This is a genomic window from Nakamurella sp., assembly GCF_048594475.1.
Taxonomy (GTDB): Bacteria; Actinomycetota; Actinomycetes; order Mycobacteriales; family Nakamurellaceae; genus Nakamurella.
In genome coordinates this window covers 15,913-39,830 of sequence record NZ_JBMDXT010000010.1, presented here as the reverse complement: position 1 = coordinate 39,830, position 23,918 = coordinate 15,913, and the positions used below count along the sequence as shown (strand labels likewise).

20 protein-coding genes and 2 pseudogenes are annotated in these 23,918 nt (G+C 67.6%); 9 read left to right on the top strand and 13 right to left on the bottom strand.

Going from position 1 to position 23,918, the window contains the following annotated elements; genetic code table 11:
- Nucleotides 1-6: 6 nt before the first annotated feature.
- Entirely contained in the window at nucleotides 7-396 is a 390-nt protein-coding gene (locus ACOJUF_RS00520; protein WP_420119906.1) for a DUF6112 family protein, read from the bottom strand.
- 224 nt (nucleotides 397-620) lie between these two features.
- Nucleotides 621-866, bottom strand: a complete 246-nt coding sequence (locus ACOJUF_RS00515) for a hypothetical protein (RefSeq protein ID WP_420119905.1) — start codon at nucleotides 864-866, stop codon at nucleotides 621-623.
- Here ACOJUF_RS00515 and ACOJUF_RS00510 point away from each other — a divergent pair.
- Complete coding sequence (locus ACOJUF_RS00510; RefSeq protein WP_420119938.1) at nucleotides 859-1,611, top strand: DUF5131 family protein; 753 nt, start codon at nucleotides 859-861, stop codon at nucleotides 1,609-1,611. The genes ACOJUF_RS00515 and ACOJUF_RS00510 overlap by 8 nt on opposite strands.
- Here ACOJUF_RS00510 and tcmP read toward each other — a convergent pair.
- Both tcmP and ACOJUF_RS00500 read right to left on the bottom strand, forming a co-directional pair.
- On the bottom strand, nucleotides 1,554-2,732 hold the full coding sequence (tcmP, locus tag ACOJUF_RS00505) for a three-Cys-motif partner protein TcmP (RefSeq protein WP_420119904.1): 1,179 nt from the start codon (nucleotides 2,730-2,732) through the stop codon (nucleotides 1,554-1,556). The genes ACOJUF_RS00510 and tcmP overlap by 58 nt on opposite strands.
- Nucleotides 2,733-3,246: 514 nt before the next feature.
- Nucleotides 3,247-3,480 (bottom strand): TIGR02391 family protein, encoded by a 234-nt coding sequence (locus tag ACOJUF_RS00500; protein WP_420119903.1) that lies wholly within the window; start codon nucleotides 3,478-3,480, stop codon nucleotides 3,247-3,249.
- A 398-nt stretch (nucleotides 3,481-3,878) separates the two neighbouring features.
- On the opposite strand from ACOJUF_RS00500, the gene ACOJUF_RS00495 reads away from it, so the two are divergent.
- Nucleotides 3,879-4,640 (top strand): hypothetical protein, encoded by a 762-nt coding sequence (locus tag ACOJUF_RS00495; protein WP_420119902.1) that lies wholly within the window; start codon nucleotides 3,879-3,881, stop codon nucleotides 4,638-4,640.
- A gap of 18 nt (nucleotides 4,641-4,658) precedes the next feature.
- Entirely contained in the window at nucleotides 4,659-5,534 is an 876-nt protein-coding gene (locus ACOJUF_RS00490) for a hypothetical protein (RefSeq protein ID WP_420119901.1), read from the top strand.
- Between the two features lie 264 nt (nucleotides 5,535-5,798).
- Here the strand turns inward: ACOJUF_RS00490 and ACOJUF_RS00485 are convergent.
- A pseudogene (locus ACOJUF_RS00485) lies at nucleotides 5,799-6,110 on the bottom strand (transposase); the annotation flags it as partial.
- 163 nt (nucleotides 6,111-6,273) lie between these two features.
- On the opposite strand from ACOJUF_RS00485, the pseudogene ACOJUF_RS00480 reads away from it, so the two are divergent.
- Nucleotides 6,274-7,417, top strand: a pseudogene (locus ACOJUF_RS00480) (IS30 family transposase).
- Nucleotides 7,418-7,475: 58 nt separating this feature from the next.
- On the opposite strand, the gene ACOJUF_RS00475 reads toward ACOJUF_RS00480, so the two are convergent.
- Nucleotides 7,476-7,922 carry a hypothetical protein gene (locus tag ACOJUF_RS00475; RefSeq protein WP_420119900.1) on the bottom strand — a complete coding sequence of 149 codons (447 nt, stop codon included), beginning with the start codon at nucleotides 7,920-7,922 and terminating at the stop codon, nucleotides 7,476-7,478.
- 137 nt (nucleotides 7,923-8,059) lie between these two features.
- On the opposite strand from ACOJUF_RS00475, the gene ACOJUF_RS00470 reads away from it, so the two are divergent.
- On the top strand, nucleotides 8,060-8,713 hold the full coding sequence (locus tag ACOJUF_RS00470) for a hypothetical protein (protein ID WP_420119899.1): 654 nt from the start codon (nucleotides 8,060-8,062) through the stop codon (nucleotides 8,711-8,713).
- A 169-nt stretch (nucleotides 8,714-8,882) separates the two neighbouring features.
- Here the strand turns inward: ACOJUF_RS00470 and ACOJUF_RS00465 are convergent, their stop codons facing one another.
- The 3 genes from ACOJUF_RS00465 to ACOJUF_RS00455 form a co-directional block, all read right to left on the bottom strand.
- Nucleotides 8,883-9,776, bottom strand: a complete 894-nt coding sequence (locus ACOJUF_RS00465; protein WP_420119898.1) for a helix-turn-helix domain-containing protein — start codon at nucleotides 9,774-9,776, stop codon at nucleotides 8,883-8,885.
- Complete coding sequence (locus ACOJUF_RS00460) at nucleotides 9,776-10,621, bottom strand: hypothetical protein (protein ID WP_420119897.1); 846 nt, start codon at nucleotides 10,619-10,621, stop codon at nucleotides 9,776-9,778. Before ACOJUF_RS00460 ends, ACOJUF_RS00465 begins: the two co-directional genes overlap by 1 nt.
- A 669-nt stretch (nucleotides 10,622-11,290) precedes the next feature.
- Nucleotides 11,291-12,310, bottom strand: a complete 1,020-nt coding sequence (locus ACOJUF_RS00455; RefSeq protein WP_420119896.1) for a lactonase family protein — start codon at nucleotides 12,308-12,310, stop codon at nucleotides 11,291-11,293.
- A gap of 130 nt (nucleotides 12,311-12,440) precedes the next feature.
- Here ACOJUF_RS00455 and ACOJUF_RS00450 point away from each other — a divergent pair, with 130 nt between their 5' ends.
- Complete coding sequence (locus tag ACOJUF_RS00450) at nucleotides 12,441-12,614, top strand: hypothetical protein (protein ID WP_420119895.1); 174 nt, start codon at nucleotides 12,441-12,443, stop codon at nucleotides 12,612-12,614.
- A 171-nt stretch (nucleotides 12,615-12,785) separates the two neighbouring features.
- On the opposite strand, the gene ACOJUF_RS00445 is transcribed toward ACOJUF_RS00450, so the two are convergent.
- The 4 genes from ACOJUF_RS00445 to ACOJUF_RS00430 all read right to left on the bottom strand — a co-directional run bounded on the left by ACOJUF_RS00445 (nucleotide 12,786) and on the right by ACOJUF_RS00430 (nucleotide 18,492).
- Nucleotides 12,786-14,183, bottom strand: coding sequence for an ABC transporter substrate-binding protein (locus tag ACOJUF_RS00445; protein WP_420119894.1), 1,398 nt, complete (start codon nucleotides 14,181-14,183; stop codon nucleotides 12,786-12,788).
- A 168-nt stretch (nucleotides 14,184-14,351) separates the two neighbouring features.
- Nucleotides 14,352-15,317 carry a carbohydrate ABC transporter permease gene (locus ACOJUF_RS00440; protein ID WP_420119893.1) on the bottom strand — a complete coding sequence of 322 codons (966 nt, stop codon included), beginning with the start codon at nucleotides 15,315-15,317 and terminating at the stop codon, nucleotides 14,352-14,354.
- A gap of 9 nt (nucleotides 15,318-15,326) precedes the next feature.
- Entirely contained in the window at nucleotides 15,327-16,253 is a 927-nt protein-coding gene (locus ACOJUF_RS00435) for a carbohydrate ABC transporter permease (RefSeq protein WP_420119892.1), read from the bottom strand.
- Between the two features lie 43 nt (nucleotides 16,254-16,296).
- The gene (locus tag ACOJUF_RS00430; protein ID WP_420119891.1) at nucleotides 16,297-18,492 is read right to left on the bottom strand and encodes an alpha-galactosidase; all 2,196 of its coding nucleotides are present in this window, start codon (nucleotides 18,490-18,492) and stop codon (nucleotides 16,297-16,299) included.
- Between the two features lie 348 nt (nucleotides 18,493-18,840).
- On the opposite strand from ACOJUF_RS00430, the gene ACOJUF_RS00425 reads away from it, so the two are divergent.
- The 3 genes from ACOJUF_RS00425 to ACOJUF_RS00415 are packed head-to-tail and all read left to right on the top strand — an operon-like array spanning nucleotide 18,841 to nucleotide 23,849.
- Complete coding sequence (locus tag ACOJUF_RS00425; RefSeq protein ID WP_420119890.1) at nucleotides 18,841-19,974, top strand: ROK family protein; 1,134 nt, start codon at nucleotides 18,841-18,843, stop codon at nucleotides 19,972-19,974.
- A gap of 31 nt (nucleotides 19,975-20,005) precedes the next feature.
- Nucleotides 20,006-22,249, top strand: coding sequence for an alpha-galactosidase (locus ACOJUF_RS00420; protein ID WP_420119889.1), 2,244 nt, complete (start codon nucleotides 20,006-20,008; stop codon nucleotides 22,247-22,249).
- A complete protein-coding gene (locus ACOJUF_RS00415; protein WP_420119888.1) occupies nucleotides 22,233-23,849 on the top strand; it encodes a glycoside hydrolase family 31 protein in 1,617 nt (538 codons plus the stop codon). Before ACOJUF_RS00420 ends, ACOJUF_RS00415 begins: the two co-directional genes overlap by 17 nt.
- Nucleotides 23,850-23,918 lie beyond the last annotated feature (69 nt).

The window sequence follows — 23,918 nt, the reverse complement described above, 5'->3', positions numbered from 1 at the left end:
GGCCACTCAGACCGTCACGAACGGCGCGGCCGGCTCCATCAACGGCGTCACCACCAGAGGCGCCGACACCGTCTCGCCGACCCCGTGGAACCAGCCCACCAGGTACGCCGCCCCACCGACGAGCAGGGCCGCCACCAGGGCGACGATCAACGTCGTCTTGCCCCGCGACGAATGCTGCGGATTGTGCCCAAAGGCGCCCACCGCCCACAGGATCGCGCCGATCAGGAACGCCGCTACGCAGGCGACCAGGGCGTACGGGATCAGACCCAGGACCAGGCCCTTGAACGTGGCCAGACCCGGCAAAGTCGTCTCGGTTGCACCGGTCAGCGGATTCGAACCGCCGGCCGGCGCGGTCGGCGTGGAGGTGTCATCGGGTGCGGACAGGATTCGGAACATGCGCGTGCTCCCACAGGTAGGGCCGGATCACCCGGCGACGGATGCGTCGCCTACCTGTGCGGTGCGCAGCAGTGAGTTACCAAGTCGCGGGCCGTCGCCAGCGCTACCTCCTCGTCCGCTCTGCATGCGGGTTTGGGGCGATCCCCGATCCGCCCCCCGGCAGGCCGCGATACGAGGTTGACGTCCGTCGCGACGGTCTGGCCAGAGTTGCTCGACTGTCGTCGTCACAGCAGGTGACCGCAGAACATCCTGACTTCCGCAACGCCCACGGGGGGCGCATCGCCCAGGGCAAGCATGGACGGTTTGGCAAGTGGTGTGTGGTTGGAGATCGTGCTGTCCGCGACACAGCACGACAGCAAATCGCGCGTGATGCGCAAGTGACGGGTGAGACGTTCGGCGCTGCATCCCTCAGGGCTCAGTCCGTTGCCGTTACGCTCGCCAGAACAAGGGGAGGTGATCATGGTGGCCACGAACAGCGCAATCGAATGGACCGAGGTCACCTGGAACCCCGTCACGGGCTGCGACCGGGTCGCAGCCGGCTGCGACAACTGCTACGCGCTCGCGCTCGCGAAGCGCCTCAAGGCGATGGGCGCCGACAAGTACCAGAATGACGGCGATCCCCGTACGTCCGGGCCTGGCTTCGCGGTCACCACCCACCCGACATCACTGCGGCAGCCGCGGCAGTGGCGCACGCCCAAGCTCGTGTTCGTAAACTCGATGAGCGACCTGTTCCACGCCAAGGTGCCGCTCGATTTCATCCGCGACATCTTCGACGTGATCCGGGAGACCCCGCAGCACACTTACCAGGCGCTCACCAAGCGGGCACATCGCTTGGAAAGGCTGGCCGACAGGCTCGACTGGCCGGACAACCTCTGGATGGGCGTATCGGTGGAGTCCTTCGACGTGGTCGACCGGATCGACCGCCTACGAGCCGTCCCGGCGGCCACCCGCTTCCTATCGTGCGAGCCACTCCTCACCGCGCTGCCGGGGCTGAACCTCGACGGCATCGGCTGGGTGATCGCCGGCGGTGAGTCCGGGCCTCGGGCTCGTCGGATGGACCCCGCATGGGTTGAGGACATCCGGGATCAGTGCATTGCGGCTGACGTGGCGTTCTTCTTCAAGCAGTGGGGTGGCAGGACGCCGAAGGCAAACGGCCGTCAGCTCGGAGGTCGCACCTGGGACGACATGCCTGAGCTGGCTGTGGCATTGGCATAACCTGTCGCCACGCGGATGATGTGCTGGTGGGGCTTGCTACCCTTGGTCACGAATTCGATCTCGCCGGACTTCACCAACGCGCGAAGCGCCGCCGTGAAAGCCGTCTCCTTGGCTTCGCCATAAAGGCCGCCGAACACTTCCTGGACGTGCTGGACCACGGCCTTCGGTTGACCGTCGGCGGTCAACCGGCGCAGGTTCTCGGTGATATGCGCAATTGCCTTGGCGTGCTCACGCGTGAGCTGATCGGTCACGGTGTCCCAGAGCATGGCAGCGGCTTCATCGGGGTCCGGCCCGAGGAACCCGATCCACTTCTCGCGCGCCTTGGCGGCGGCGACGCCGAACACCCAGAAGCCGTGAGGGTCCTGCGTGAGGAAGATCAGGTAGTAGACGGGCTGGTGGTGGACCTGCCGCCGTACGGGCGCGACGACGAACCCGTACTTGGTGCCGTCCGTGAGACGCCTGGCGTACTCGACGGCCACGGCCTCCGCCGCTGACTCCCAGTCCTGCGTGCCCGAAACCTCGTGGGCCTGCAGCGCCACATCCCGCCACCATTCGCCGCCGCACATAGCATCCACCTTGGCGACGCCGTGCAGGTCGACCTGGCCCTTCTTCAGCTGTCCGCCGGCGCGCCGGATCAGGTCGGCGCTGAAGTTCAGGAGGACCTCGGTCCTTGGCCACGTGCCCCGCTTGCTCAGGATGCCCTTGATGGAGTCCATGGGGAGCACCGCCCCACAGGGGTCGAGGAAAACGAAAAGGCTGGCTCCGTCGGCCAGCTGCAGCGCCTCGCCGAGGTGGTCGCTGCAGTCTTCGTTGCGGCTTTCGATACGGATGCCGTGGGCACGGTACTCATCGGCCACACTGTTGAGGGACTCGTAGCTCTTGGCTGCCTGTTCGACGAGGAGCAGATCGATTGTCGTGGTCGCCATGACCTTCTGGGCGGCTAGCATCATGTGCTCGGCCGACCCAGCCTCACCAGTGTCGAAGCGGCCCCGGCCTGCGAATCCGTCGAAGAGCACCGCACGCCTCGGATTCAGCTTGCTGGCCGTCATCGTCGCGAACCGAATGACGTGCTGCTCGAGGATCCCGTGCTTGTAAACCGACTGCGGCTTGGGACTGGTCAACAGCCCGGCGTCTGTTCCTGTAGCCATGGTAGCGACCTCAGACGTTCACTTCTTGCAGCACGGGTAGGTCCGCTTCGATGCCTTCGTCGCCACGCTTCCCCTGCTCTCCGGCTCAACCACCCACATGGACGGGTCCAACTGGCGGTCATCCTATCGTCGGAAAAGGACAAGCTCCGGCGGAAAGGAAGTGCGGTGCATGTGATCAGTCGGCTGACAGAATTTGTCTGCTGCCGGAACTCCCACTCGCCGCAACCGTCTTCGACCTTTGGATGTGATTGCGTACGGGTCGCGGAGTCCACCGATCCTGCCATGGACCATCGCGACCATCGTCAGCACCTCCAGCAACTCGTGGTCGCTGATCGAGCGGATCAGCGAGGCATCGTCGGCTGCGGGATTGCGGTGGAGGCTGGACAGCCACTTGATCAGGTTCGCGAAACCGGTTCACTCTTCATTCTTTCCGTCTGCGTACGCAGGGTACTGATCGCGAGCATCGGCGTCCCGCTCTTGCCGAGGGTCAATGTAGTGTCGACGAGCTCGCGCCGTCGCCCTGCGCTCCGGTCACGCTCCGCAGCCTGTCGAAGATGCCCTTCGTAGCTTCCAGGCAGGCGTGGAAGTGCGCGTCCTTCAGGACCTCGACCGAGCAGTAGCGCAGCACCTCCGGGTGAGTCTTGCAGCGCTGAAGTTCATCGCGAATTGAAGTGGCGGCGCGGGTGACATCGTCGAGCTTCGGAGTGGTTCGTCGTCCCACTCAACTTGATCGACCAGGCGATCAACCTGATCATCTCCGGCGGCATCGTCGGCCATGCCTACGACTGCCAGGCTCAGAAGCTCATCAGGCGCGGCTGACAGCTTGCAGCCGCGCGCCCGCATTCAGCCGCAGCCACAAAGAGGACTAGCGATAGCATCCTTGTACTTAGCCGGCCGCCGCTGAGCTCAGTTTGGCTTGTATGGCAAGAATCTTTCGCCGGTCGCTACAGTGTTCGGTCCTGCCTCCTGGCTTGAGTCTTCAGGTGCCAATGAGAGTATCCACGCAGCATGGCCAGGTCGTCCATGTCCCCCACGCCGCGCGGACACACCCGGTAGTCAGGCCGATTAAGATGTAGGCGGCCCGCTAGGTTGATCGGGCGGACTCAGGGGGGCGCAACGATGCCGTTCAACATAGAAGTAGTTCGACAAATCATCAGGGATGAGGTTGCTCCTGAGATCTTCTCACAGTTCCAGGAGTACTACCGGCGCACCGGTGGGGGCGACATGCTAGCTGCGTTCATGAGCTGGACGTCGCAGCTCGTGAAGTTGGAACAAGCCATGAAGGATGGGTTCCTAACACGGCTCAGCGAGATGGCACACCAGGACGCATTTACCTACGGCCAGCGCGCACAGCAAATGTATGCCCTGGATGTCCACAGCCTCGAACAGCTTGACCGTGAGTTCCAGGACTTAGTGGAAAGCCGGCTTCGCGAACTGGTACTAGCAGAATTCGTCTCCCAGCAGTCTCGCAACGACTTCGCTATCACCAAGATGGTGTATCCCGACCTATCTACCGTCGACGGTAACGAACTTAAGAGTCTGCTCAACCAAGTCATTCTCCGTACATACGCAGGCGTCGTCCGTTGGTCGGTCGCGAATCAGCAGTCACCTTGGATTGCTATCCAACAATTTGCCTACATTTGGCAGGAGTACTCCGAACAGGCAAGAAACTACATCTATCACGGTCTGAGGTACCACGCGTCCAACCGCTACGCCCAAGGCATAGTGTCATGGCCTGAACACCAGAGGTTTCTCAGCTTCACGGATGAGTTTCACCGGGACTGGCCTGGACGTGTCCAACCCTCGCTCCAATACTGCGTGTCGGAGTGGGAAAAGGATGGATTCGGACCGCCTAAGGCCGGCTTGCTGGAGATGTTCTAGAAACGACAGAGGGGAACCATGGAGCAGAGCACGCCAGGAGAAGAACACCGGCAGGTCCTTGAAGACATCGAGCACATGTTTGAAGAGTTCGATAAAGTTGATGCCGAGTATGGTAAGTACGACACTCTTCTGGGCAGCGACTTCGCCTCGGACAACGATCAGATTCCCGAGTGGAGACTATCGAACCTGGTTCCTTCGCTCCTGGGTACCGCAGTTGACCATGTCCACTCGCTGCGGCTCTCATCAGGAGCGCCACCCATTGGAAGGGCTCATTGGAACGCACGTGCGCCCTGGACACTGCTACGTGCTGCATTTGAATCCGCGTCCCAAGCAATATGGATGGCGTGCCCGGACGACCAGGACGAACGTATCAAGCGATATTTATGCTTTTGCTACGACGACCGATGCAACCAGTTCAAGGCTGAGAGGCACACCTACCGTCCACGCGACCAGGACAAGGTACATAGCCTAGAGGATTGGGATGACGCAGAGTTCAAAGTAAAAGCTGCCCGTTGGGATACCCCAGCGGTAGCGGCTTGGATCCGTAGGACACCGAACTTCTCGGACTGTGTGAAGGAAGCAGCCGAGCACGTCCGGGCAGTCAACCCTGAAATGGCGGTTTTATACTGGCGCGTGGCAAGCGCCTATGCTCACGGCCGCCCATGGGGTCCTAAAGTCGCAGGTCAAGTCCGCAACATTGATGACGGAAGCGGCCTCACGGAGAGCGCCATCGGCTTTGATCAGATCGCACGCATGATCGGTATCACGACTCTTACGATCCAGTACTGCAACTGGCTAATCAAGAAGCGGATGGGTTACGCGCATGCGGAGTATAAGCCGTTCATGACGATCGCTGGGCGTCCGTACAACAAGATCGCATCCCTGACTAAATGACCGATCCAAGTGATAAGCCCCGCGTGTGTGACTGCCCGCGGCACTGCTTTACAGCCGGAGGCACCAAGGTATAGAAGTCTGGCTTCATCGGTTCCATCGCTGGCTCAGCCTGGATCCACCGCGCAGCCCGGATGTTGATCTTGAAATCGCGATCTTGATCTTGTTCCGGGGCGGATCCGGTTGCGGGCGGCCGGGACCGTCCGGCCTGTCTGTCGGGGTGTCCGGGTGGCGCTGGTCGTGGCCGGGGGCCGATGGGCGGGTGGGTCAGGCCGCTTTCGGTGGGGCCCGTACGGTGTCCAGGATCTTCTGGAACGGCTGCTGGTGCCGGTGGTGCTCGGGCAGGTGCAGGATGGTCGCCCGTCCGGTCGTGGCGATCCGGGCCGGGATCGCGATCAGCTTGGCCCGGATCGTGCCCGTGTGGGCTCGGGCGAACTTCCTACCGGCCAGCACCCCGGCCGCCCGGGTCAGGTTGTAGGCGATCACCGCGCAGACCAGCCAGGCCGCGTTGGCGTTCATCGAGGCTGACGGGAAGTGCGCCAGGGCACTGTTCTTCAGGTCGCTGATGACCTGCTCGATGTCGCTTGCCAGCGTGAAGGGACCGGCCCATTGCCCCCGGGTTCCAGGGATGGTCGCAACGGGCCGATCCGAAGGGCCCCTGCCCATGCCTCCCGCCGACCCAACCCGAGCACCCGGCGGCGTGCCTGCGCCGTCGGAGCAGCAGGCCCGATACTTTCGTCTGATGAAATTGGGCTGGAGCAACAATGATGCCTGCAAAGCCGTCGGAATCTGCCGAAAGACCGGAACTCGGTGGCGACTGGGTCGCCACGAAACCAAGAAGGGCCGGGTGCATTCCTACTCGCCCGTCGACAAGGTCATTTCGGAAATTATCTCTCCGCGGTTTCTGTCCGCGGCGGAGCGAATTCGAGTGGCCGACCTGCGCCGGCTCGGCACACCAATCCGTGGGATCGCTGCCGAGCTCGGCCGGTCCGCCTCGACGATCAGCCGAGAGCTGCGCCGCAACGCAGACCCGGTCAGCGGCATCTACCTGCCCCACACCGCGCACCGACTGGCCGCGCAACGACGAAGCCGACCCAAACCAACCCGACTGGAAACCGACCCGATCCTGCGCGCGTTCGTCGACCAGCGCCTGGTCCAGCGGCACAGCCCGGAACAGATCAAACACGAACTGGGCGTGCAGTTTGCCGACGACCCGAACCGCCAGCTCGCGACCGAGACCCTGTACCAGGCCGTCTACCAGCCCCAACGCAACGGACTGACCTGCACGCCCCGGCACAGTCTGCGGACCGGCCGGCGGCGTCGCCGGCCCCAGCTGCTACCGACGCCGCCGAGCCGGCATCGTCGACCCCGCCGTGTCCATCGACGCCCGCCCGATCCAGGTACAGGACCGGACCGAGGCGGGCCACCTCGAGGGCGACCTCATCATCGGCCGCAACGGTGGCACGGCCATCGGCACCCTGGTCGAACGGACCACCAGGTACCTCATCCTGGTGCACCTGCCCGAACGCAGAACCGCCAAAGCCATGACCGCGGCCCTGGTGCCCGTCCTGCAAGCTCTTCCCGCCTCGCTGCGCCTTTCGCTGACCTGGGACCAAGGCAACGAACTCGGCCAGCACCGCCTCATCACCGCCGCAACAGGAACGACCATCTATTTCTGCCACGCCCACTCACCCTGGGAACGCGGAACCAACGAGAACATGAACGGACTGCTTCGACAATACTTTCCCAAAGGCTCTGACCTATCGGTCCACACGCCGGAAAGACTCGCCCAAGTCGCTACCGAAATTAATTCGAGACCACGCAAAACACTGGGGTGGAAGACACCATCCCAACTGATGGCTACACTCCTACAAGCAAGAGGCTGACCAACTCTCAACCCCTCTGTTGCAACCACCACCAGAATCCGCCGTGGCAGAAAACGGCTCAGGTGGTCCCTTCACGCTGGCAGACGACATGCTCGACGGTCGCGTGGTCACGGTGCTCGGCCTCGGCGAGGAGCATCGGCGCGGGCGAGTTGGTGAACATCGCGTGGTAGCGATACGCCTTGAACAAGCTCGTCTGCCCTTCGCCGGCGGTGGCCGGGTTGAGGCGTTTGACCCATCGCACGATCAGCCGGGCCTTGATGTGATGCTTGCGGGACAGGGACCTGGAAGCGGTGTAGGTGGTCTCGGCGACCTGCGCGTCGGAGATCCACCGCTGCTGCTGTTCGTCGAAGATCGCCTTCGGGTACTTGATCGAGATCCACGCCTTCTCCGGGATCGACGCGATCGCCTTCTCGACCGCCTTGTCCATCCGCGCGGTGGTCGAGAACTGCGCCTTGCTCCGCAGGACCGCGGCGACGACCTTGCGCGTGTAGAACGCCGAGTCCAACCGGCACCGGATCACCCTGCCCGACGACGACCGGGGCGTTGACCCGGGTCGAGGCCACCGCGAGCAGCGCATTCAACCCTTTCACCTTGTTGTAGCCGTAGGCCACGCCCTGCTTGGCGTAGCCATGGGTCTGGCGCATGGTGTCGTCGACGTCCACCCACGTCACCGCGTCCCGGTGTCCGGTCGCGCCGGACAGCAACGGCACCAGCGCCGCGAACCCGGCCAGCAGGCCGGCGGCGACCGCGGCCAACTGCTGGACCTGGCCGAACGTGAACGTGATCGGTGCCGACGGTTTCGCGCTCGCGGGTGCGGGAGCCATCCGCGAGCACGCGCTGACCGATCGAACGACCGCAGACGTCGATCTCTTCGGACCACCGCTGACCACGGTCGACCAGTTCGCCGCCATCGTTCGACGCGCCCAGGACGCCCTCACGGGCGCGGACTACACGGTGGATCGACTCCGGATCTTCGACCAGTTCGCCCGCCTCCGCGTCACCAACGGTCGCGGTCAGATCCTGGACATCGATATCGCGCTCAACTGGCGGTCCGAACCACCCGTCCATCTGGCGATCGGCCCCGTGCTGTCCGGAACGCGATGCCGTCGCCGGCAAGCTGTCAGCCGCGTACTCCCGCGGCGAGATCTGGGACTTCCTCGATCTGGACTCCATCCGGTCGTCCGGCCGGTGGCCCGACGATGTGCTGCTGGAGCTCGGACGGGAACACGACGATGGATTCGGTATCGGCATGTTCACCGAGCAATTGTCGCGCGTCGCAACCTATCTGCCGAGTGAAGCAGCGGTCTACGGAGTCGGCCAAGACGCGTTCCTCGCCGTCAAGTCGCGGCTCCTCGCGTGGGCATCCAAACTCCGGGAACGCAACCAGCCTCTGCCGGACCGCAGACCCGGCGGCCCGAGCTGACTGCGCCCAAAGGTGCCCGGCTTGCCCGGCAACCCCCGGCGGTCATCCGGAGCCAGCAACCCGCTCAAGCCGACTCACCAAGCCGGCGATCACTTCGACATGCAGGCGGATGTGTTCGATCAGTTCCCGGACCCGGTTCACCAGGTCAGGATGCGACGCGACCATTCCCCACGACGCTGCGACGGCCTCGATCTCGTCGACGAGTTCCGGCAGACCCGACAGCTCCTCGATGACGCACACGGCTCGCGTGACATCGTCGACCACGCTCGACCCGAGTACCTGCGAGGGTGCGAGCCCATCGGGCGAACAGTCATCGTGGTTCGTCACCGACGGAACCTCCTGGTCTGACTGCTCGTCGTCCTGTCGACCACCCGAGTCCGGTCGGGGTCCCAGCCCTTGGGCGAACAGGTCCCATGGGCATTCGTCGATGTCCGCCTCGTGGGCATCACCGCAGATCGCGCACGCGCGCACCTCGATCTTCCGGCGGTTGGGGTACTCCTTGCCGTCCCGGCCCTTCACCGCGATCGGCGCGGACTCGCCCGCGTCGGGACTCTCGGAGCCGCCCGACGCCAGGTCGCGGTAGGCCGTTGCCACGCTGACGCCGAGAACCTTCGCGATCGCCCGCAACGACATCTGTGCCTTCGACAGGGACTGCACCACCGCGCCCCGCTGCTCCCGCGGCACGGTCAACCGCAGGTCACCGAGGCGGTCGTCGACGTACTCGTCCCAGCTCGGGTAGCCCAGAGCGAGGTGGGCGCGGCCCTGGTAGGCGATCGCGATGTACTCCCACGCCCGTTCCATCAACGACCGGATCTGGATCGTGACCTGCTCGGCGCTCGCCGGCGACAACTCGAAAACCGCCACCCGGTCGTCGGGGTCGACCTCGGGATCGTTCGTCGCCGCGGACGGCCCCGCGACAGAATGGAGCTCGACCATCAGGCGGCCCGCCGACGCCCGGTACGCACCGTACGGCCGGCGACCGCCGCCCGCACGATCCGCATCAAGTCCCGATTACCCAGCACGCCGGCCGCACCGGCCAGGTCGATCTGCACCGCGACACCGGTCGTCCTCGCCTCCGGTCGACACCCCGGCCCCGAACCCAGCGTGAGCAGCTCCAGCGCCGACCACGTCGCCGCCGGCACCCCCGTTCCATGCGATGCCATCGTCGACCGGCACCGCCGGGACGTGCTCGCCGCGCCCGCGGCCGACGCCATCACCGCGTGCAGCGGGGCGATCGGCCAGGCCCAGCCCTCCCGCGCCAGCACGGCGGCCAGGATCCGCATCCACGGCGGCGCCGTCGGCGCCTCGGGCTCACCCGGCGCGGCTTCGGGTTCGTCGGCCAGCTGCCGCACCTCCTGGATGTCGGCGCGGCGAACCGCGCCGATCAACCCTCGGGTCGACGCCGATCCCAACCCGGTCATCGCCGCGGCCGCCTCCGCCGCGTAGGCGCGGCGGGCCGCGATCCGAAGCAGCCCGGGGCCGTCGGCGAACCGGCCCGTGCGGACCAGCCGATCCATCTGCTCCCACACCACCGACAGGCCCTCGTCGGTCAGCCAACCCGCCGTCCGGGTCCACTCGGCCGCCTCCCGCCGGCACGCGACCCGCATGATGCCGATCGCCCGCCGGCCCGCCTCACTCCCCCAGCCCTCGTCGGCGACCTGGGCCAGCAGGGGGACCAGCCGCGACCGCCCGCTGCGCTCACCGGCGTTCCGGTCAGTGTCGCGCTCATCGACCGACATGACCGCCGCCCAGGCCTTGAGCAACTCGCCGGCCGGGAGCACACTGAGGGATGCAGATCTGCGGGCGAGCGGGGCGAGAGCCGCTCAACCACAGCGCATCTGCGGCAGACGAAGACAGACGCCGACAGACAGGAGACCCTGACGGACAGCGCCGGACGCGGGCCAACGACAGGCACCGAGCGGGAGGAATCTGACACCTACGGTTGACACCTACGTCCCCGGCCGACGGCACACGTTGGCAGACCGGAGCAAACACATCGCAGCACGTCAGAGACGTTGCCAGACAACCGAAGACAGTGCGGGAATGTCTCTTAATCAGCGGGTTCGGGGTTCGAGTCCCTGATGGCGCACTTTGGTGGTCCGGCATGTTCCTCTCCGGCGTGAACTCCACTGGCCGCTCAGGACCCAGTCCGCGCAGTCCCGGTCTCCGGCCACGATGCCTCGGGCGTCGCTATCGGTCCCCGACCCGAAGGACAGCACCCGACCGGGTGGCTGACCCAGGTGACGCGTCGGCCTCCCATGACGGTCCGGTACCGGCGCGGCGAAGCGGCGCTGAACCATGCCGGCCGGCCGCACCGTGCCCGGGTCGACATTCGTGGTGGCCTCGGTCCTACCGACGGACACCGACCGATTCCGCGCGAGGGCAGCTCAGAGCGCGGCCCGCCGACGCCCACATCAGGCTCCTCCGGACAGCCCGGTCCCGGAACGGTTTCACGCCGACATGAACCGCACCCAGTTCGCGCCGCGACCGGTCTCGGCCTGCTGGCGGAGGACGAGGCCACCGTCGGGTTCCGTCCGAAAGAGGGACACCGTCGTCGATTTTTCCCCGGTGCACAGCAGATGCCGGCCGTCCGGGGAAACCGCGAACCCGCGGGGCTGTCGTTCGGCCGGGGTGAACCGTTCGGCGGGGCGCGGTGTCCCATCCGCTGCGATCGGCACCGTGGCCAGGGTCGACTCGGAGCGCTCGCTCGCCCAGCACGCCTTCCCGTCCGGTGACAGATGCAGATCGGCACCCCAGATGAGATGGCCGGCAACCGGATCCGCCCCGAGTCGGCTGGGCCGCAATCCACGTCCCGGGACGGACGCCGCAGCCTGCCCGGCCAGGGTGAGCCTGCCGTCCGGCGCCCGCCGATAGTGCAAGACCTCGCCGGAGAACTCGGTCATCACGTACATGTTCGTGCCGTCGCGGGTGAGCACGAGGTGGCGCGGTCCGCTCCCGGCGGGCGCCGCCACGGTCGGCGGATCCAGCGGGGTCAGGGTGGCGCCGGCCAAGGCACACTGCGCAATGAGGTCGGCCCCGAGGGAGACGAAGTACGCGGTCGTTCCCTCGGGCCCGACCGCGCAGGAATGCATGTTCGGGTGGGCAATCCGGGAGACGACGTCACCGACACCCGAGTCGTGGACCGGCAGGGAGATCCCGAAACCGCCCCCGTAGGAGGCGCCCAGGAGCGTCCGTCCATCCGGTGTCAGGGCGAGGTAGCTCAGAGACGATTCCACGTCGCGGCGCGACGTCGGCTCCAGTCGGCCGTCGCGGTGGATCCGGCCGGTGACGATCGCCGGTTGATCGCCCTTGACGGCCACGTGCACCTGGCGACGGTCCGCGTCCACCACCACCGCGGAACAGCCCGGCCCGATCTCGCTGACGGCCACCCGCCGGAGGGCTCCGTCATCGAGCAGGAAGGTCGACACCGTGCCGTCGACGGCGTTGGCGACGAATGCAAGAGATGTCATCGTGGTGACCCTACGAGGTGTCCGGCACCCCGGCCTGCTGATCAACCCACGGCGCCGGCCAGTGGGTGATGCCGCGTCGCCACCGTCCGGAGGGGTGGTGGCGGCGACCGTGCCCCGTTCCATGCGGTCCGTGGGCCCGCCGATCCGGGCCAGCGGGATGATCGCTTCCCTCGCCTTCTCGATCTGCGGGTCGATCCCGGGCATTGCGATCGCGACGCCGCCCCTCGACCGGATCCAACGAACGACCTCTTCCTGCGTGGTGGTCGGCTTCTGGCCGCACACGCCGACCATCGTTCACCCATGACGAGGCCTCCGCTCAGCGCGCCACCCTCGGACTGAACGACATCGAAGTCATTGAGGGCGAACTGGAAGAACGACACCTCGCCCGCGCCATCGAGGCCGGGGCGACCAGCGACTGGTCGTCCCGGCCTCGGCATGGGCGAGCGCCCGCACCGCGACGCCGACGTCCTGCTCGCTACTGGAACAGGGCGTTCACCTGGTCGTTCGCGTCCTTGAAGGAGGAGATGTCGGCCTGGCCACCGAGGTAGGCCTGCAGGGCCGGGGCCATGATCGCGGTGACGTCGGCGGCGTGGTCGGTGATCGGGAACAGGAACGTCGTCTTGTCCTTGACCTGGACCAGGAAGCCGGACATGTCAACGCCCTTGGCCTTGAACGCGGCCTCGGCCTTGTCGGTGGACGCCGGAATGGCCGGGAACACGACCGCCTTGGCCGCGACGAGGTCCTGGCACTCCTGAGATCCGGTGAACTCGACCCACTTCACCGCGACCGCCTGGTTCTTGCTTTCGGCGTTCACCGAGTCGGCCAGGCCGTTGAACATGGAGGCCCGCTGGCCGCTCGGGCCGATCGGGGTCGGCGCGATCTTCAGGTCGACGCCCTTGCCCAGGTAGCTGCTGGTGTTCCAGTCGCCCTCGAACACGGTGGCGAAGGTGCCGGCGGCCAGCTGGGCCCCGGTGTCCACCCCGACGGTCTTGTCCAGGGTCGGCGAGTAACCCTTCTCCGACAGCGACTTGTAGAAGGTCAGCGCCTGGTTGAACTTCTCGTCGCCGTAGTTGAACTGGGTTCCCCATGGGTTCTTGTCCGTGTACGTCCATCCGTTGCTGCCGGTGAACGGGCTCCACTGGGTCTGCCCGTTGCCGTCGGTCACGTTCTCCTGGCCGAACCCGTAGGTCTTGACATTCGTCTTGTCGAAGCCCGGCTCGTCACCGCGGACGCCGTTGGCGTCGATCGTCATGTGGGCGACGAACTTCTCGAAACTGCCGCCGTCGGTGGTGTTCCACGTCAGGTCCTGCAGGTCCGCGTCGGTGTATCCGGCGGCGGTGACCATGTCCTCGTTGTAGAAAAGGCCGATGGTGTCGAAGTCCTTGGGCAGACCGTAGATCCCGCCGTCCTGGGCGGTCCACAGGCTCAGCAGGCCGGGCTGGTAGATGTCCTTGTCCGCGCCGTCGGCCTTCAGGGCCTCGGACAGGTTCAGGATGTACTGCTTGTTCACGAACTCCGGGTACTTGGACAGGTGATTGGTGAAGACGTCCGGCCCGGTACCGGAGGTGAAGCCGTTGTTGATCTTGGCCCAGTAGTCGTCCCACCCGTACTGGGTGATGGTGACCTTCGCGTCCGGGTACTTCTTGCTGAACGCGTCGGCGCACTCCTGGTAGGCCGGCAGCTGGTTGGAGTCCCAGAGCCAGTAGTCGATGGAGCCGGAGACGTCGCCGCTCACCGCGGTCGCGGTGGCGCCGCCACCGACCGAGACGCCGGCGCTGCCGCTGTCGCTGCTCCCGCCACAGGCCGTCAGGATCATGGCCAGGGCGGCGGTACCGGCGATCCACGCCGACCGTGCCGCACGGGTTCTCGTCATCGAGATGCTTCCTTTCTGGGCCTTGCGGCCACGATGGGTCGGTTCGACCCGGATGGGTGGCCTGACGGCCGGTGAGGGGCGGTCACGGGACCGCAGGAACGGCGACGCCGCCCCGGCGCGGCATCGGGGATGCCGGGTCGGATGATGCGGGCCGGGTGATGCCGAGGACTACTTGATGCCGGAGAACTGGATGGAGTTGACCACCCGCCGGCCGAAGATGATGAACAGGACGACGATCGGCAGGGCGGCCAGCAGGGTCATGGCCATCAGGCCAGGCCAGTCCGGCGAACCACCGGGGGTCTGCGAGCGGAAGATGCCCAGGGCCAGGATGAGGGTCTGCGCCTTCTCGTCCCGGGCGATCAGCAGCGGCCACAGGTAGTCGTTCCACGTGTTGATGAAGGTCAGGATGGCCAGCGTGGTGATCGGGGCCGCGCTCATCGGCACGATCAGCCGGAAGAAGATGCGGAAGTTCCCGGCTCCGTCGATCTTGGCCGCCTCCTCCACCTCCCGGCTCAGCCCGAGGAAGAACTGCCGGAGGAAGAAGACCGCGAACGGCGTCATGAACAGCGTCGGCAGGATGATGCCGGGCAACGTGTTCAGCAGGCCCAGGTTGTTCATCAGGATGAAGTTCGGCAGGCTGGTGAAGATCGGCGGCACGAACAGGGCAGCCAGGAACACGCCGAACACCACGTCGCGGCCCGGCCACTGCAGCCGGGAGAAGGCGTAGGCCGACATCGCGCAGAACAGGGTCTGGCCGGTGGTCACGGTGGTGGCGATGATGATCGAGTTCCGCAGCGCGAGCCAGAAGTTCACCGAGGCACCGGAGCCGCCCTCGGCCTGGGCCTGTTCGACCGTGCCCAGGCCCAGCACCCGCTTGAACGCCCCCAGGGTCGGGTCGACCGGCAGCAGGTTGCCCGGCTCGGTGGACAGCAGGGCGCCGTTGGAGAACGCCGTCCGGATCATCCAGTAGAACGGGAAGAGGGTGACGGCCATGAAGCCGATGGCGACGATCCAGACGAACAGCCGGCCCCAGGAGAACGAGCGCCCCTCCTTCTGCTCGGGGTGGCCGCCGTGCAGGTTGTCGTCGTGCTCGTCGAGTGCCTCGAGGGACACCGGCGGGTTGTGTGAGGTCATCGGTCGCTCCTAGGCCAGGTCCGACTCGCGGCCGCGCAGCGCCTTGAACTGGATGAGCGCGACGACGACCAGGATGACGAACAGCAGGACGGAAATGGCCGACCCGTAACCGAAGTGGCTGCGGTTGAACGCCTGGTCGACGATGTAGTACTGGATGACGTTGGACGCGTTCGCCGGGCCGCCCTTGCTGGTGACCGCGACGGTGTCGAAGACCTGGAACGACCCGGTGACCGACGTGATGAGCACCAGCACGATGACCGGACGCAGGAGCGGCAGGGTGATCGTGAAGAACTGCTTGACCTCGCCCGCGCCGTCCAGCGACGCGGCCTCGTACACGCTGCTCGGGATGGTCTGCAGCCCGGCGAAGATGAGCAGCGCGGTGTAGCCCATGTACTTCCAGACGTTCACCATCGCGATGGTCGGGATCACCCACTGGCTGCTGCCGAAGAACGAAATGCTCCCGATCCCGATCTTTTCCAGGAAGACGTTGACGATGCCCAGGTTCGGGTCGAGCATCCAGAACCACACCAGGGCGGCGATCACCGGGGCGATGAAGTACGGGGTCAGGAGCGTGCCGCGGGACAGGGTCGAGGTGACGACCCGCTGCATCAGCAGCGCGATCATCAGCGCCAGGACGGTCTGGACGACGATGTTGATCACGACGTATTCGAGCGTGACCAGCAGGGATTTGGCCAGCACGGGGTCGTTGAGCATCTGCTGGTAGTTGGCCAGGCCGATCCACTTGCCGGGCCGGTTGCCGCCGTCGTAGTTGGTGAAGCTGAGGTAGAAGCCCCGGACGGTCGGCCAGAGGAAGAAGAGCCCGAACCCGATCAGGCACGGCAGGATGAACACCAGCGCGATCTTCAGATCGCCGATGCCCCGGCCATTCTTCGCGGGTGCAGCGACCGTGGTGGGGGTCGCGCCGGTGGTGGTCACGTCGGACCTCCGCCGATGGGGGCGGGAATCGCGGTCATGGCGTTCACTCCTTTGTGACCGGCGCCGCGGGCACGGCGCGGGCGCGGATGATGTGGGTGCAATCGGGGAACATCGCCGGGACCTGCAGCCCGACCTCGGCCAGCGCCCGGCCGGACAGCGTGACTCCGGTGGTCCACCAGCCCGGGAACTGGCGCGCCCCGGGGAAGGCGTCGGCCGGCGGCAACGGCCGCACCTCGTAGTGCCGGTCGGCGGCCAGGCCGGGCAGGCAGACCCGGCCGAGCGGGAAGGTGACGGATCGATCGACCGCGGTGATACCGAAGATCGCCTCGGAACGGTCCTGGGCGACGACCCCGTTCACCCACAGGGCGGGATCCGGGTGATCACCGACGACGACGTCACCGGAGTGCAGCAGCGGCCGCAGGGACTTGTGCAGATCGACCCACCGGCGCACCTCGGCCCGCTTGCCGGGGCTGGCGGCGGTGAGGTCCCACTCGATGCCCATGTGCCCCCACACCGCGGTCGCGGCGCGGAAGGCGATGTGGTGGCGGCGGCGCGTGGTGTGCGCTTCGGCGTCGCCGAGGTGCGTGCCCATGAGCTCCGGCGGGACCAGAAGCTGCGTGTAGCGCTGGATCTGCTGGCGTTCCAGCGCATCCAGGCAGTCGCTGGGCCAGACCCGGTCGGTGCGATCGAGAATGCCCAGGTCGATCCGGCCGCCACCACCCGCGCACGATTCGATCTCGAGACCGGGATGCCGCGCGCGCAACTCGTCCATCAGCCGGTAGACCGCGCGGGTGTGCCGGTGGACCCCGGGCACGCCGGTCGGCCAGTGGCCGGCCTCGACCACCATGCGGTTGTGATCCCACTTGAGGTAGCCGATGTCGTACTCGTCGAGCAGGGCGTGCAAGCAGTCCGCGATGTACGCGTACGCCTCCGGATGGCCCAGGTCCAGCACGTACTGCTGCCGGGTGGCGATGCCTGCCCGCCCGCCCGCGCGGAAGATCCACTCCGGGTGCGCCCGGGCCAGCTCCGAATCGAGATTGATCATCTCCGGCTCGACCCACAGGCCGAACTGCATGCCCAGCTCGTCGACCCGGTCGATCAGCGGCTTCAGTCCATTCGGCCAGACCGCCGGATCCACGGTCCAGTCCCCGAGGCCGGAGGTGTCGTCCCGGCGGCCCAGGAACCAGCCGTCGTCCAGCACGAACCGCTCGGCGCCGGCCTCGGCCGCCCGCTCGGCCAGGGCGGAGAGCTTGGTCAGATCGTGGTCGAAATAGCTGGCCTCCCAGGTGTTCGCCACCACCGGCCGCGGCGTCCGCGGATGCTGCGGCCGTGACCGCAGGTAATGATGGAAGGCCCGGCTGACGCCGTTGAGCCCGGCCCCGAACGCGGCGTGGAGCCAGGGCGAGGTGTAGGTCTCACCGGGGGCGAGCTGTACCTCACCGGGCAGGAGCAACTCGCCGCCCCCCAGCAACCGCTGGCCGTTGTACATCCGTTCCGCGTAACTGACCTGATTGCCCGACCACCCGACGTGCACGCCCCACACCTGGCCCCGTTCCCAGCCGAATCCGGCCGTCCCGGCGGCCAGCAGGAACGGCGAGTCCAGGCCGGGCCGGCCCTGGCGCGATTCCCGCGCGTGGATGCCGACCGTGAAGTCCGCCCGCTGCGGAGCCCGCTCGCGGGCGTGCCGACCGGTCAGGTCGAACAGCTCGGCCGCCCGGGTCGGGAGCGGGAGCGCCATCACCAGTCCGTCCAGCTGGTAGGTCGATGACCCCTCGTTCGTCAGGGCCGCCCTGGTCTGCAGCAGGCCGGAATGGGTCAAGCGGATCTCCAGCACCAGCGCCAGTTCGGCGGTGGCGTCCGCCGCCCGGAACCGGTGACCGGCGGCGACCACGGCATCCGCGGCCACCGGCTCAACGGCGACGACCGTGAACATCGGTGAGAATGCTTGTCCCGCGCTGCTTCCCGTGACGCCGGGGCGCCCGACCCAACCCTCGGCCGGAGTCGGCAGAACGCTGACCCGCTCGGGGACGTCGATCCGGCTGTCGCCGAACGGCGCCTGCGCGGCGAGCCGGAGCTGCGCGAGGTCGGCCGGCTCCGGCGACCCGAGCTCTGCACCCCAGTGCAGCACCGCGGGAAGACCTCCACCGGCCGTGTCGAGGACGACCGACACTCCCCCGGCGGACAGATGCAGTAGGTCCACGTCGAATGCCTCCAGCATCTCGTCGGTGAGCTCATTCATAGTTGCGCTTGGTTACTAAGTGGATGGAACCACATCCCTGCGGTGGCGTCAATAACAAGAAGGTCTCGAAGGGCAAGAACCTCTCGGGACATGCTGGGGATTCAGTGGAATCGTTGACGTGCAGGGTTTCTCGCGAACCTGCGGACCGGCGCGGGGACCGGGCCGGCCTGCCCCGCCCGCCCCGGGGGCGTGGTGGCGGGCCGGCCGACCTGACGGATCATCGCGCCCGAGGTGTCGATCATTGGTTGACCAGGTGTATCAAAGCCGAGCGTTGATGTGACCTGGATCACACTTGTCCAACTCGCCAATATTGTTTACGTCTGACAGTTACTGCCCTACCGTCACCGTATGCGCTCGACGGCCACCGGTGTCCTGCCCACGATCGGGGAGTCGTCCCGCCAGGTCGTCCGGCTCCTGCTGCGACACGGGCCGATGGCGCGATCGGAGTTGGCCCGGCGGCTCTCGCTCAGCCGCGGCGCGTTGACCAAGATCGCCACTCCTCTCCTGGAGATCGGCCTGCTGCGGGAGGGCGACGGGCTCGTCCGCACGTCACCGGGGCGTCGATCCCACCCGCTGTCGGTGGACCCCGACTGGTGCTCGTTCGCCGGGGTCAAGCTGACCGGACAGAGCTGTCATGTCGTGGTGACCGACCTGTCGGGTGCGGTCACCGACCACGCCGAGGCATCCCTGCCCGGGACCGACGTCGACGCCGTCTGCACCGTCATTCTTGACCAAGTGAACCATCTGACGCCGCACCGTCGACCGGCCCGGATCGGGGTGGGGGTGGCCGGCGCGGTCCTGCGAGCCCGTGGGCACATCGTGGACTCCCCGTTCCTCGGCTGGCGGGATCTCGACTTCGGCGAACTCCTCGCCGGACGGTCGGCCTGCCCGGTCAGCGTGGAGAACGATCTACGGGCGCTGACCGTCGCCCAGCACTGGTCCGCGGGCCCGGTCGCGTCGCTGGCGACGGTGACGTTCGGGGCCGGCGTCGGCTGCGGTCTGATCCTGGACCACCGGCTGCTCGTCGGTCCCGGCGGCGTGAGCGGTGCGGTCAACCACCTGCGGATCCGGGACGACGGGCCGATCTGCCACCGCGGACATCGCGGCTGCGTCAGCGGATTCGCCACCACGGCGGCGATCCTGGCCGCCGTGCACGACCACGCCGAGGTCCGCGATCTGGCCGCGGTCGCCGACCTGGCCGCCCGCGGCGACCGCGTGGCCCGCGCAGTGCTCGCCGATGCCGGGTACGCGATGGGTTGCCTCATCGGAACCATCTGCAACGTCACGAATCCCGAGCGGGTCGTGCTGGCCGGCGAAGGTGCGGCCCTGTTCGATCTGCTCGACGCCCCGCTGCACCGCGGGATCGCCGAGGTGCTCCACCCGACCGTCCCGCCCGTCCGGCTCGACGTCCGGCCGCTGCCCTTCACCGAATGGGCGCGCGGCGCGGCGCTGGTCGCCATCGACGACCACCTGACCCGTTGATCCACTCACCGACCATCTCCGAAGGACCCACATGACGCCACCATCCGCACCACCCACCATCGACGTGTCGGCCGGGTCCCCCCTCGCCACCATCGCCCATCCCGGCTCGGCCGTGCGCCACCTGCGCGCCGCCGGCGTCAGCATCGTCCTGGACTGCGACGGGCCGCGGCTGCCGCGGGTCGTGCACTGGGGGGCCGATCTGGGCGATCTGGATGCCGCCACCCTGCAGGCCATCGTCCGCGCGGACGTGCAGGCGGTGGTCAGCAATGTGCCCGATCGGCCGATCACCCCCTCCGTCCTGGCCGAGCACGCCACCGGCTGGATGGGACTGCCCGGCCTGATCGGTCATCGAGGGGGCGCGGACTGGTCGACCCTGTTCGTCGTCCGCAGCGTCGCGACCCGGGTGGATCTCGACGGAACCCAGCGGGTCACGGTCCAGGCGGTCGACGAGGCCGCCCGGCTGGAGCTCGGGCTCGTCCTCGAGCTCCTGCGCAGCGGCGTCCTGCGCATGAAGGCCACCGTCACCGGGTCCGCCGACGCCGACCCGGACCGGCCGTACACCCTCGACGGACTGACGCTGTCGCTGCCCGTCCCCCGGCGGGCTGCCGAGCTGCTCGACTTCACCGGACGCCATCTGCGCGAACGGCACCCGCAGCGCCGGGCGTTCGACGTCGGCAGCTGGGTCCGGGACAACCGGCGCGGCCGCACCGGTTCCGATGCCACGGTGCTGCTGGCCGCAGGCACGCCAGGCTTCGGTTTCGGGCACGGCGAGGTGTGGGCGGTCCACACCGCCTGGAGCGGCAACCACCGCACCGTCGCCGAACGCACGCCCAACGGCCACGCCCTGCTGGCCGGCGGTGAACTGCTGCTGCCCGGCGAGGTCGCGCTCGGACCGGGCGATTCCTACACCTCACCCTGGATCTACGGCTCCTACGGGACGGGTCTGGACGCGGTCGCCGGCCGCTTCCACCGGTTCCTGCGCGATCGGCCCGGTCATCCGGCCACCCCGCGGCCGGTCATCCTGAACACCTGGGAATCGGTGTATTTCGACATGGATCTGCCGACCCTGCTGGATCTGGCCGACCACGCGGCCGCCGTAGGGGTGGAACGTTACGTGCTGGACGACGGGTGGTTCGTCGGCCGGCGCGACGATCACGCCGGCCTGGGCGACTGGCAGGTCGACCCCGACGTGTGGCCCCGAGGATTGCATCCCCTGGTCGACCGGGTGACGAGCCTGGGCATGCAGTTCGGGCTCTGGGTGGAGCCGGAGATGATCAACCCGGATTCCCACGTCGCGCGGGCCCATCCGGACTGGATCCTGGCCACCGGTGGTCGGCTGCCCGTCGAGTCCCGCCACCAGCAGGTCCTCGACCTGGCCAACCCCGACGCGTTCGACCACATCCTCGGCAGCCTGGACGCCCTGCTGCGCGAATACCGCATCAGCTACCTCAAGTGGGACCACAACCGGGACCTGATCGACGCCGGGCACCGCGCCGACGGCCGGCCCGCGGTGCACGAGCAGACACTGGCGGTCTACCGGCTGATGGACGAGCTGCGCCGGCGACACCCCCGCCTGGAGATCGAATCCTGCTCCTCCGGCGGCGGGCGGATCGACCTCGAGGTCCTGCAGCGCACCGACCGGGTCTGGGCCAGCGACTGCATCGATGCGCTCGAGCGGCAGACGATCCAGCGCTACACCGGATTGCTGCTGCCTCCCGAGCTGATCGGTGCGCACATCGGCACGGACCGGGCGCACACCACCGGCCGTCGCCACAACCTGTCCTTCCGGGCGGGCACCGCACTGTTCGGGCACATGGGCATCGAGGCCAACCTGGCCCGGTTGTCCGCGACCGAACGCGCGGAGATCGCCGACTGGGTGGCGCTGCACAAGCGACTGCGGCCGCTGCTGCACGGCGGCCGGGTGGTCCGGTTCGACGACGTCGATCCCTCCCTCCTGGTCCACGGGGTCATCGCCGACGACCGGTCGGAGGCCGTGATCAGCGTCGCCGCCGTGGCCACGGCGGACAGCGCGCCGACCGGCCGCCTGGTGCTGCCGGGCCTGGACCCGGACGCGCTCTACGACCTCGCGCTGCTGCCGCCCGGCGACATGATCCAGGACGAGGACGGGCACCGACCCCAGGGCAACAACCACCGCCTGCCCCCCTGGTTGACCACCGGGATCCGGCTCACCGGCGCCGTGCTGGGCCACGCCGGCGTCCAGTGGCCCGAGCTGCTGCCCGAGCAACTGCTCCTGCTCCATGCCCGCCGGGTCTGACCCGGCCGCCGTGGCCGACGCCGTGTCCACCGCCGCGTCCGCCGCCGTGCGCCCGCCGCGGCGGACGATCGAGATCGCGCTGGTGCACGGCGAGCGATGGTGGGGCGGCGCGGTCGCCGATGGGACCCTGATGCCCTTCGGTTCGGCCGTCCACCACCGGGATCTGGGGGTGAACGCCGGAGACGCCGAGGATCCCTCCGCCGGCGCGAACCAGTCCGCCCCGCTGCTGCTGTCGGATCGGGGCCGCTACGTCTGGTCGGCCGAGCCATTCGCGTTCACCGTCACCCGGGGCCGGCTGTCGCTGCAGGGGATGGACGTCGAGATCGGCGCGGGCACGACCCCCTCGCTGGCGGGGGCGTTCCGGGCCGCCGCCGCCCGCCACTTCCCCCCGTCGGGCCGCGCGCCCGACGCCGCCCTGTTCCGCGGCCCGCAGTACAACACCTGGATGGAACTGCCCTACACCCCCACCCAACAGGGCGTTCTGGACTACGTGCGGGGCCTGCTCGACGCGGGATTCCCGCCCGGCGTCGTGATGATCGACGACCGGTGGAGCCAGGACTACGGTGTCTGGCGCTTCGATCCCGTCGCCTTCCCCGACCCGTCCGCCATGATCGACCGCCTGCACGACTGGGGATGCGCGGTCATGCTGTGGGTGGTGCCGTTCGTCAGCCCGGACAGCGCGACCCGGCGGGCACTGCAGTCGCGCGGCCTGCTGGTGCGCCGGCCCGACGGCCGGGTCGCCGTCCGGAACTGGTGGAACGGCGACAGCGCGATCCTGGACCTCACCCATCCCGAGGCGATCGCCTGGCTGACCGGCGAGCTCAGGGACCTGCAGCAGCGTCACGGCGTCGACGGCTTCAAGTTCGACGCCGGCGACCTGCGCCACTACCGGGCCGACGATGTGTCCTTTGCGATGGCCGGCCCCACCGGCCACTGCCAGGCCTGGGCCGAACTGGGATCCAGCTTCCCGCTCAACGAGTTCCGGGCCTGCTGGAAGATGGGCGGCCGGCCGCTGGCCCAGCGGCTGCACGACAAGCCGGCCACCTGGGACGGCCACGGGCTGGCGTCCCTGATTCCCGAGTCCATCGCCCAGGGCCTGATCGGTCATCCTTTCGGGTGTCCGGACATGATCGGCGGCGGTGAACTCGCACTCGCCACCGCCGGCGTCGACCAGGAGCTGTTCGTTCGCTACGCGCAGCTGGCCGCGCTCCATCCGATGATGCAGTTCTCGCTGGACCCCACCCGGGTGCTGGACGCCGCTCACCTGTCCGCCGTCCGGGACTCGGTCGCGCTGCGCCGGTCGCTGCTGCCGGATCTGCTGGCGATGGTCGACGACGCGGCCCGCACCGGGGAGCCGATCCTCCGGCCGCTGAACTACGACCGGTCCGCAGAACCATGGATCGCCGACCAGTTCACGCTCGGCGGAAGGATTCTCGTGGCCCCCGTGGTCCGGCCGGCGGCGACCTCACGCCGGGTGCGATTCCCCGAGGGGACCTGGATCGCCCCGGACGGCACCCGGATCCAGGGTCCGGATGAGCGGGACGTGCCGGTCACCCTGACCACCCTGCTCTGGTACCGGCGGGCGACCCCCGAGCAATGACGCACATCCGCTCACAATCGAACATGAATACGCGCGTTCCTGTTCATATCTGTTGACTTATTGCCCAGC

What these genes read in the sequence shown, in the direction of transcription:
- ACOJUF_RS00470 (WP_420119899.1), top strand. Translation starts at nt 8,060, where the DNA reads ATGGTGTCGTCGACGTCCACCCACGTCACCGCGTCCCGGTGTCCGGTC.
- ACOJUF_RS00440 (WP_420119893.1), bottom strand. Translation starts at nt 15,317, where the DNA reads ATGACCTCACACAACCCGCCGGTGTCCCTCGAGGCACTCGACGAGCAC.
- ACOJUF_RS00455 (WP_420119896.1), bottom strand. Translation starts at nt 12,310, where the DNA reads ATGACATCTCTTGCATTCGTCGCCAACGCCGTCGACGGCACGGTGTCG.
- ACOJUF_RS00415 (WP_420119888.1), top strand. Translation starts at nt 22,233, where the DNA reads ATGCCCGCCGGGTCTGACCCGGCCGCCGTGGCCGACGCCGTGTCCACC.
- ACOJUF_RS00430 (WP_420119891.1), bottom strand. Translation starts at nt 18,492, where the DNA reads ATGAATGAGCTCACCGACGAGATGCTGGAGGCATTCGACGTGGACCTA.
- ACOJUF_RS00425 (WP_420119890.1), top strand. Translation starts at nt 18,841, where the DNA reads ATGCGCTCGACGGCCACCGGTGTCCTGCCCACGATCGGGGAGTCGTCC.
- ACOJUF_RS00420 (WP_420119889.1), top strand. Translation starts at nt 20,006, where the DNA reads ATGACGCCACCATCCGCACCACCCACCATCGACGTGTCGGCCGGGTCC.
- ACOJUF_RS00465 (WP_420119898.1), bottom strand. Translation starts at nt 9,776, where the DNA reads ATGGTCGAGCTCCATTCTGTCGCGGGGCCGTCCGCGGCGACGAACGAT.
- ACOJUF_RS00445 (WP_420119894.1), bottom strand. Translation starts at nt 14,183, where the DNA reads ATGACGAGAACCCGTGCGGCACGGTCGGCGTGGATCGCCGGTACCGCC.
- ACOJUF_RS00520 (WP_420119906.1), bottom strand. Translation starts at nt 396, where the DNA reads ATGTTCCGAATCCTGTCCGCACCCGATGACACCTCCACGCCGACCGCG.
- ACOJUF_RS00495 (WP_420119902.1), top strand. Translation starts at nt 3,879, where the DNA reads ATGCCGTTCAACATAGAAGTAGTTCGACAAATCATCAGGGATGAGGTT.
- ACOJUF_RS00490 (WP_420119901.1), top strand. Translation starts at nt 4,659, where the DNA reads ATGGAGCAGAGCACGCCAGGAGAAGAACACCGGCAGGTCCTTGAAGAC.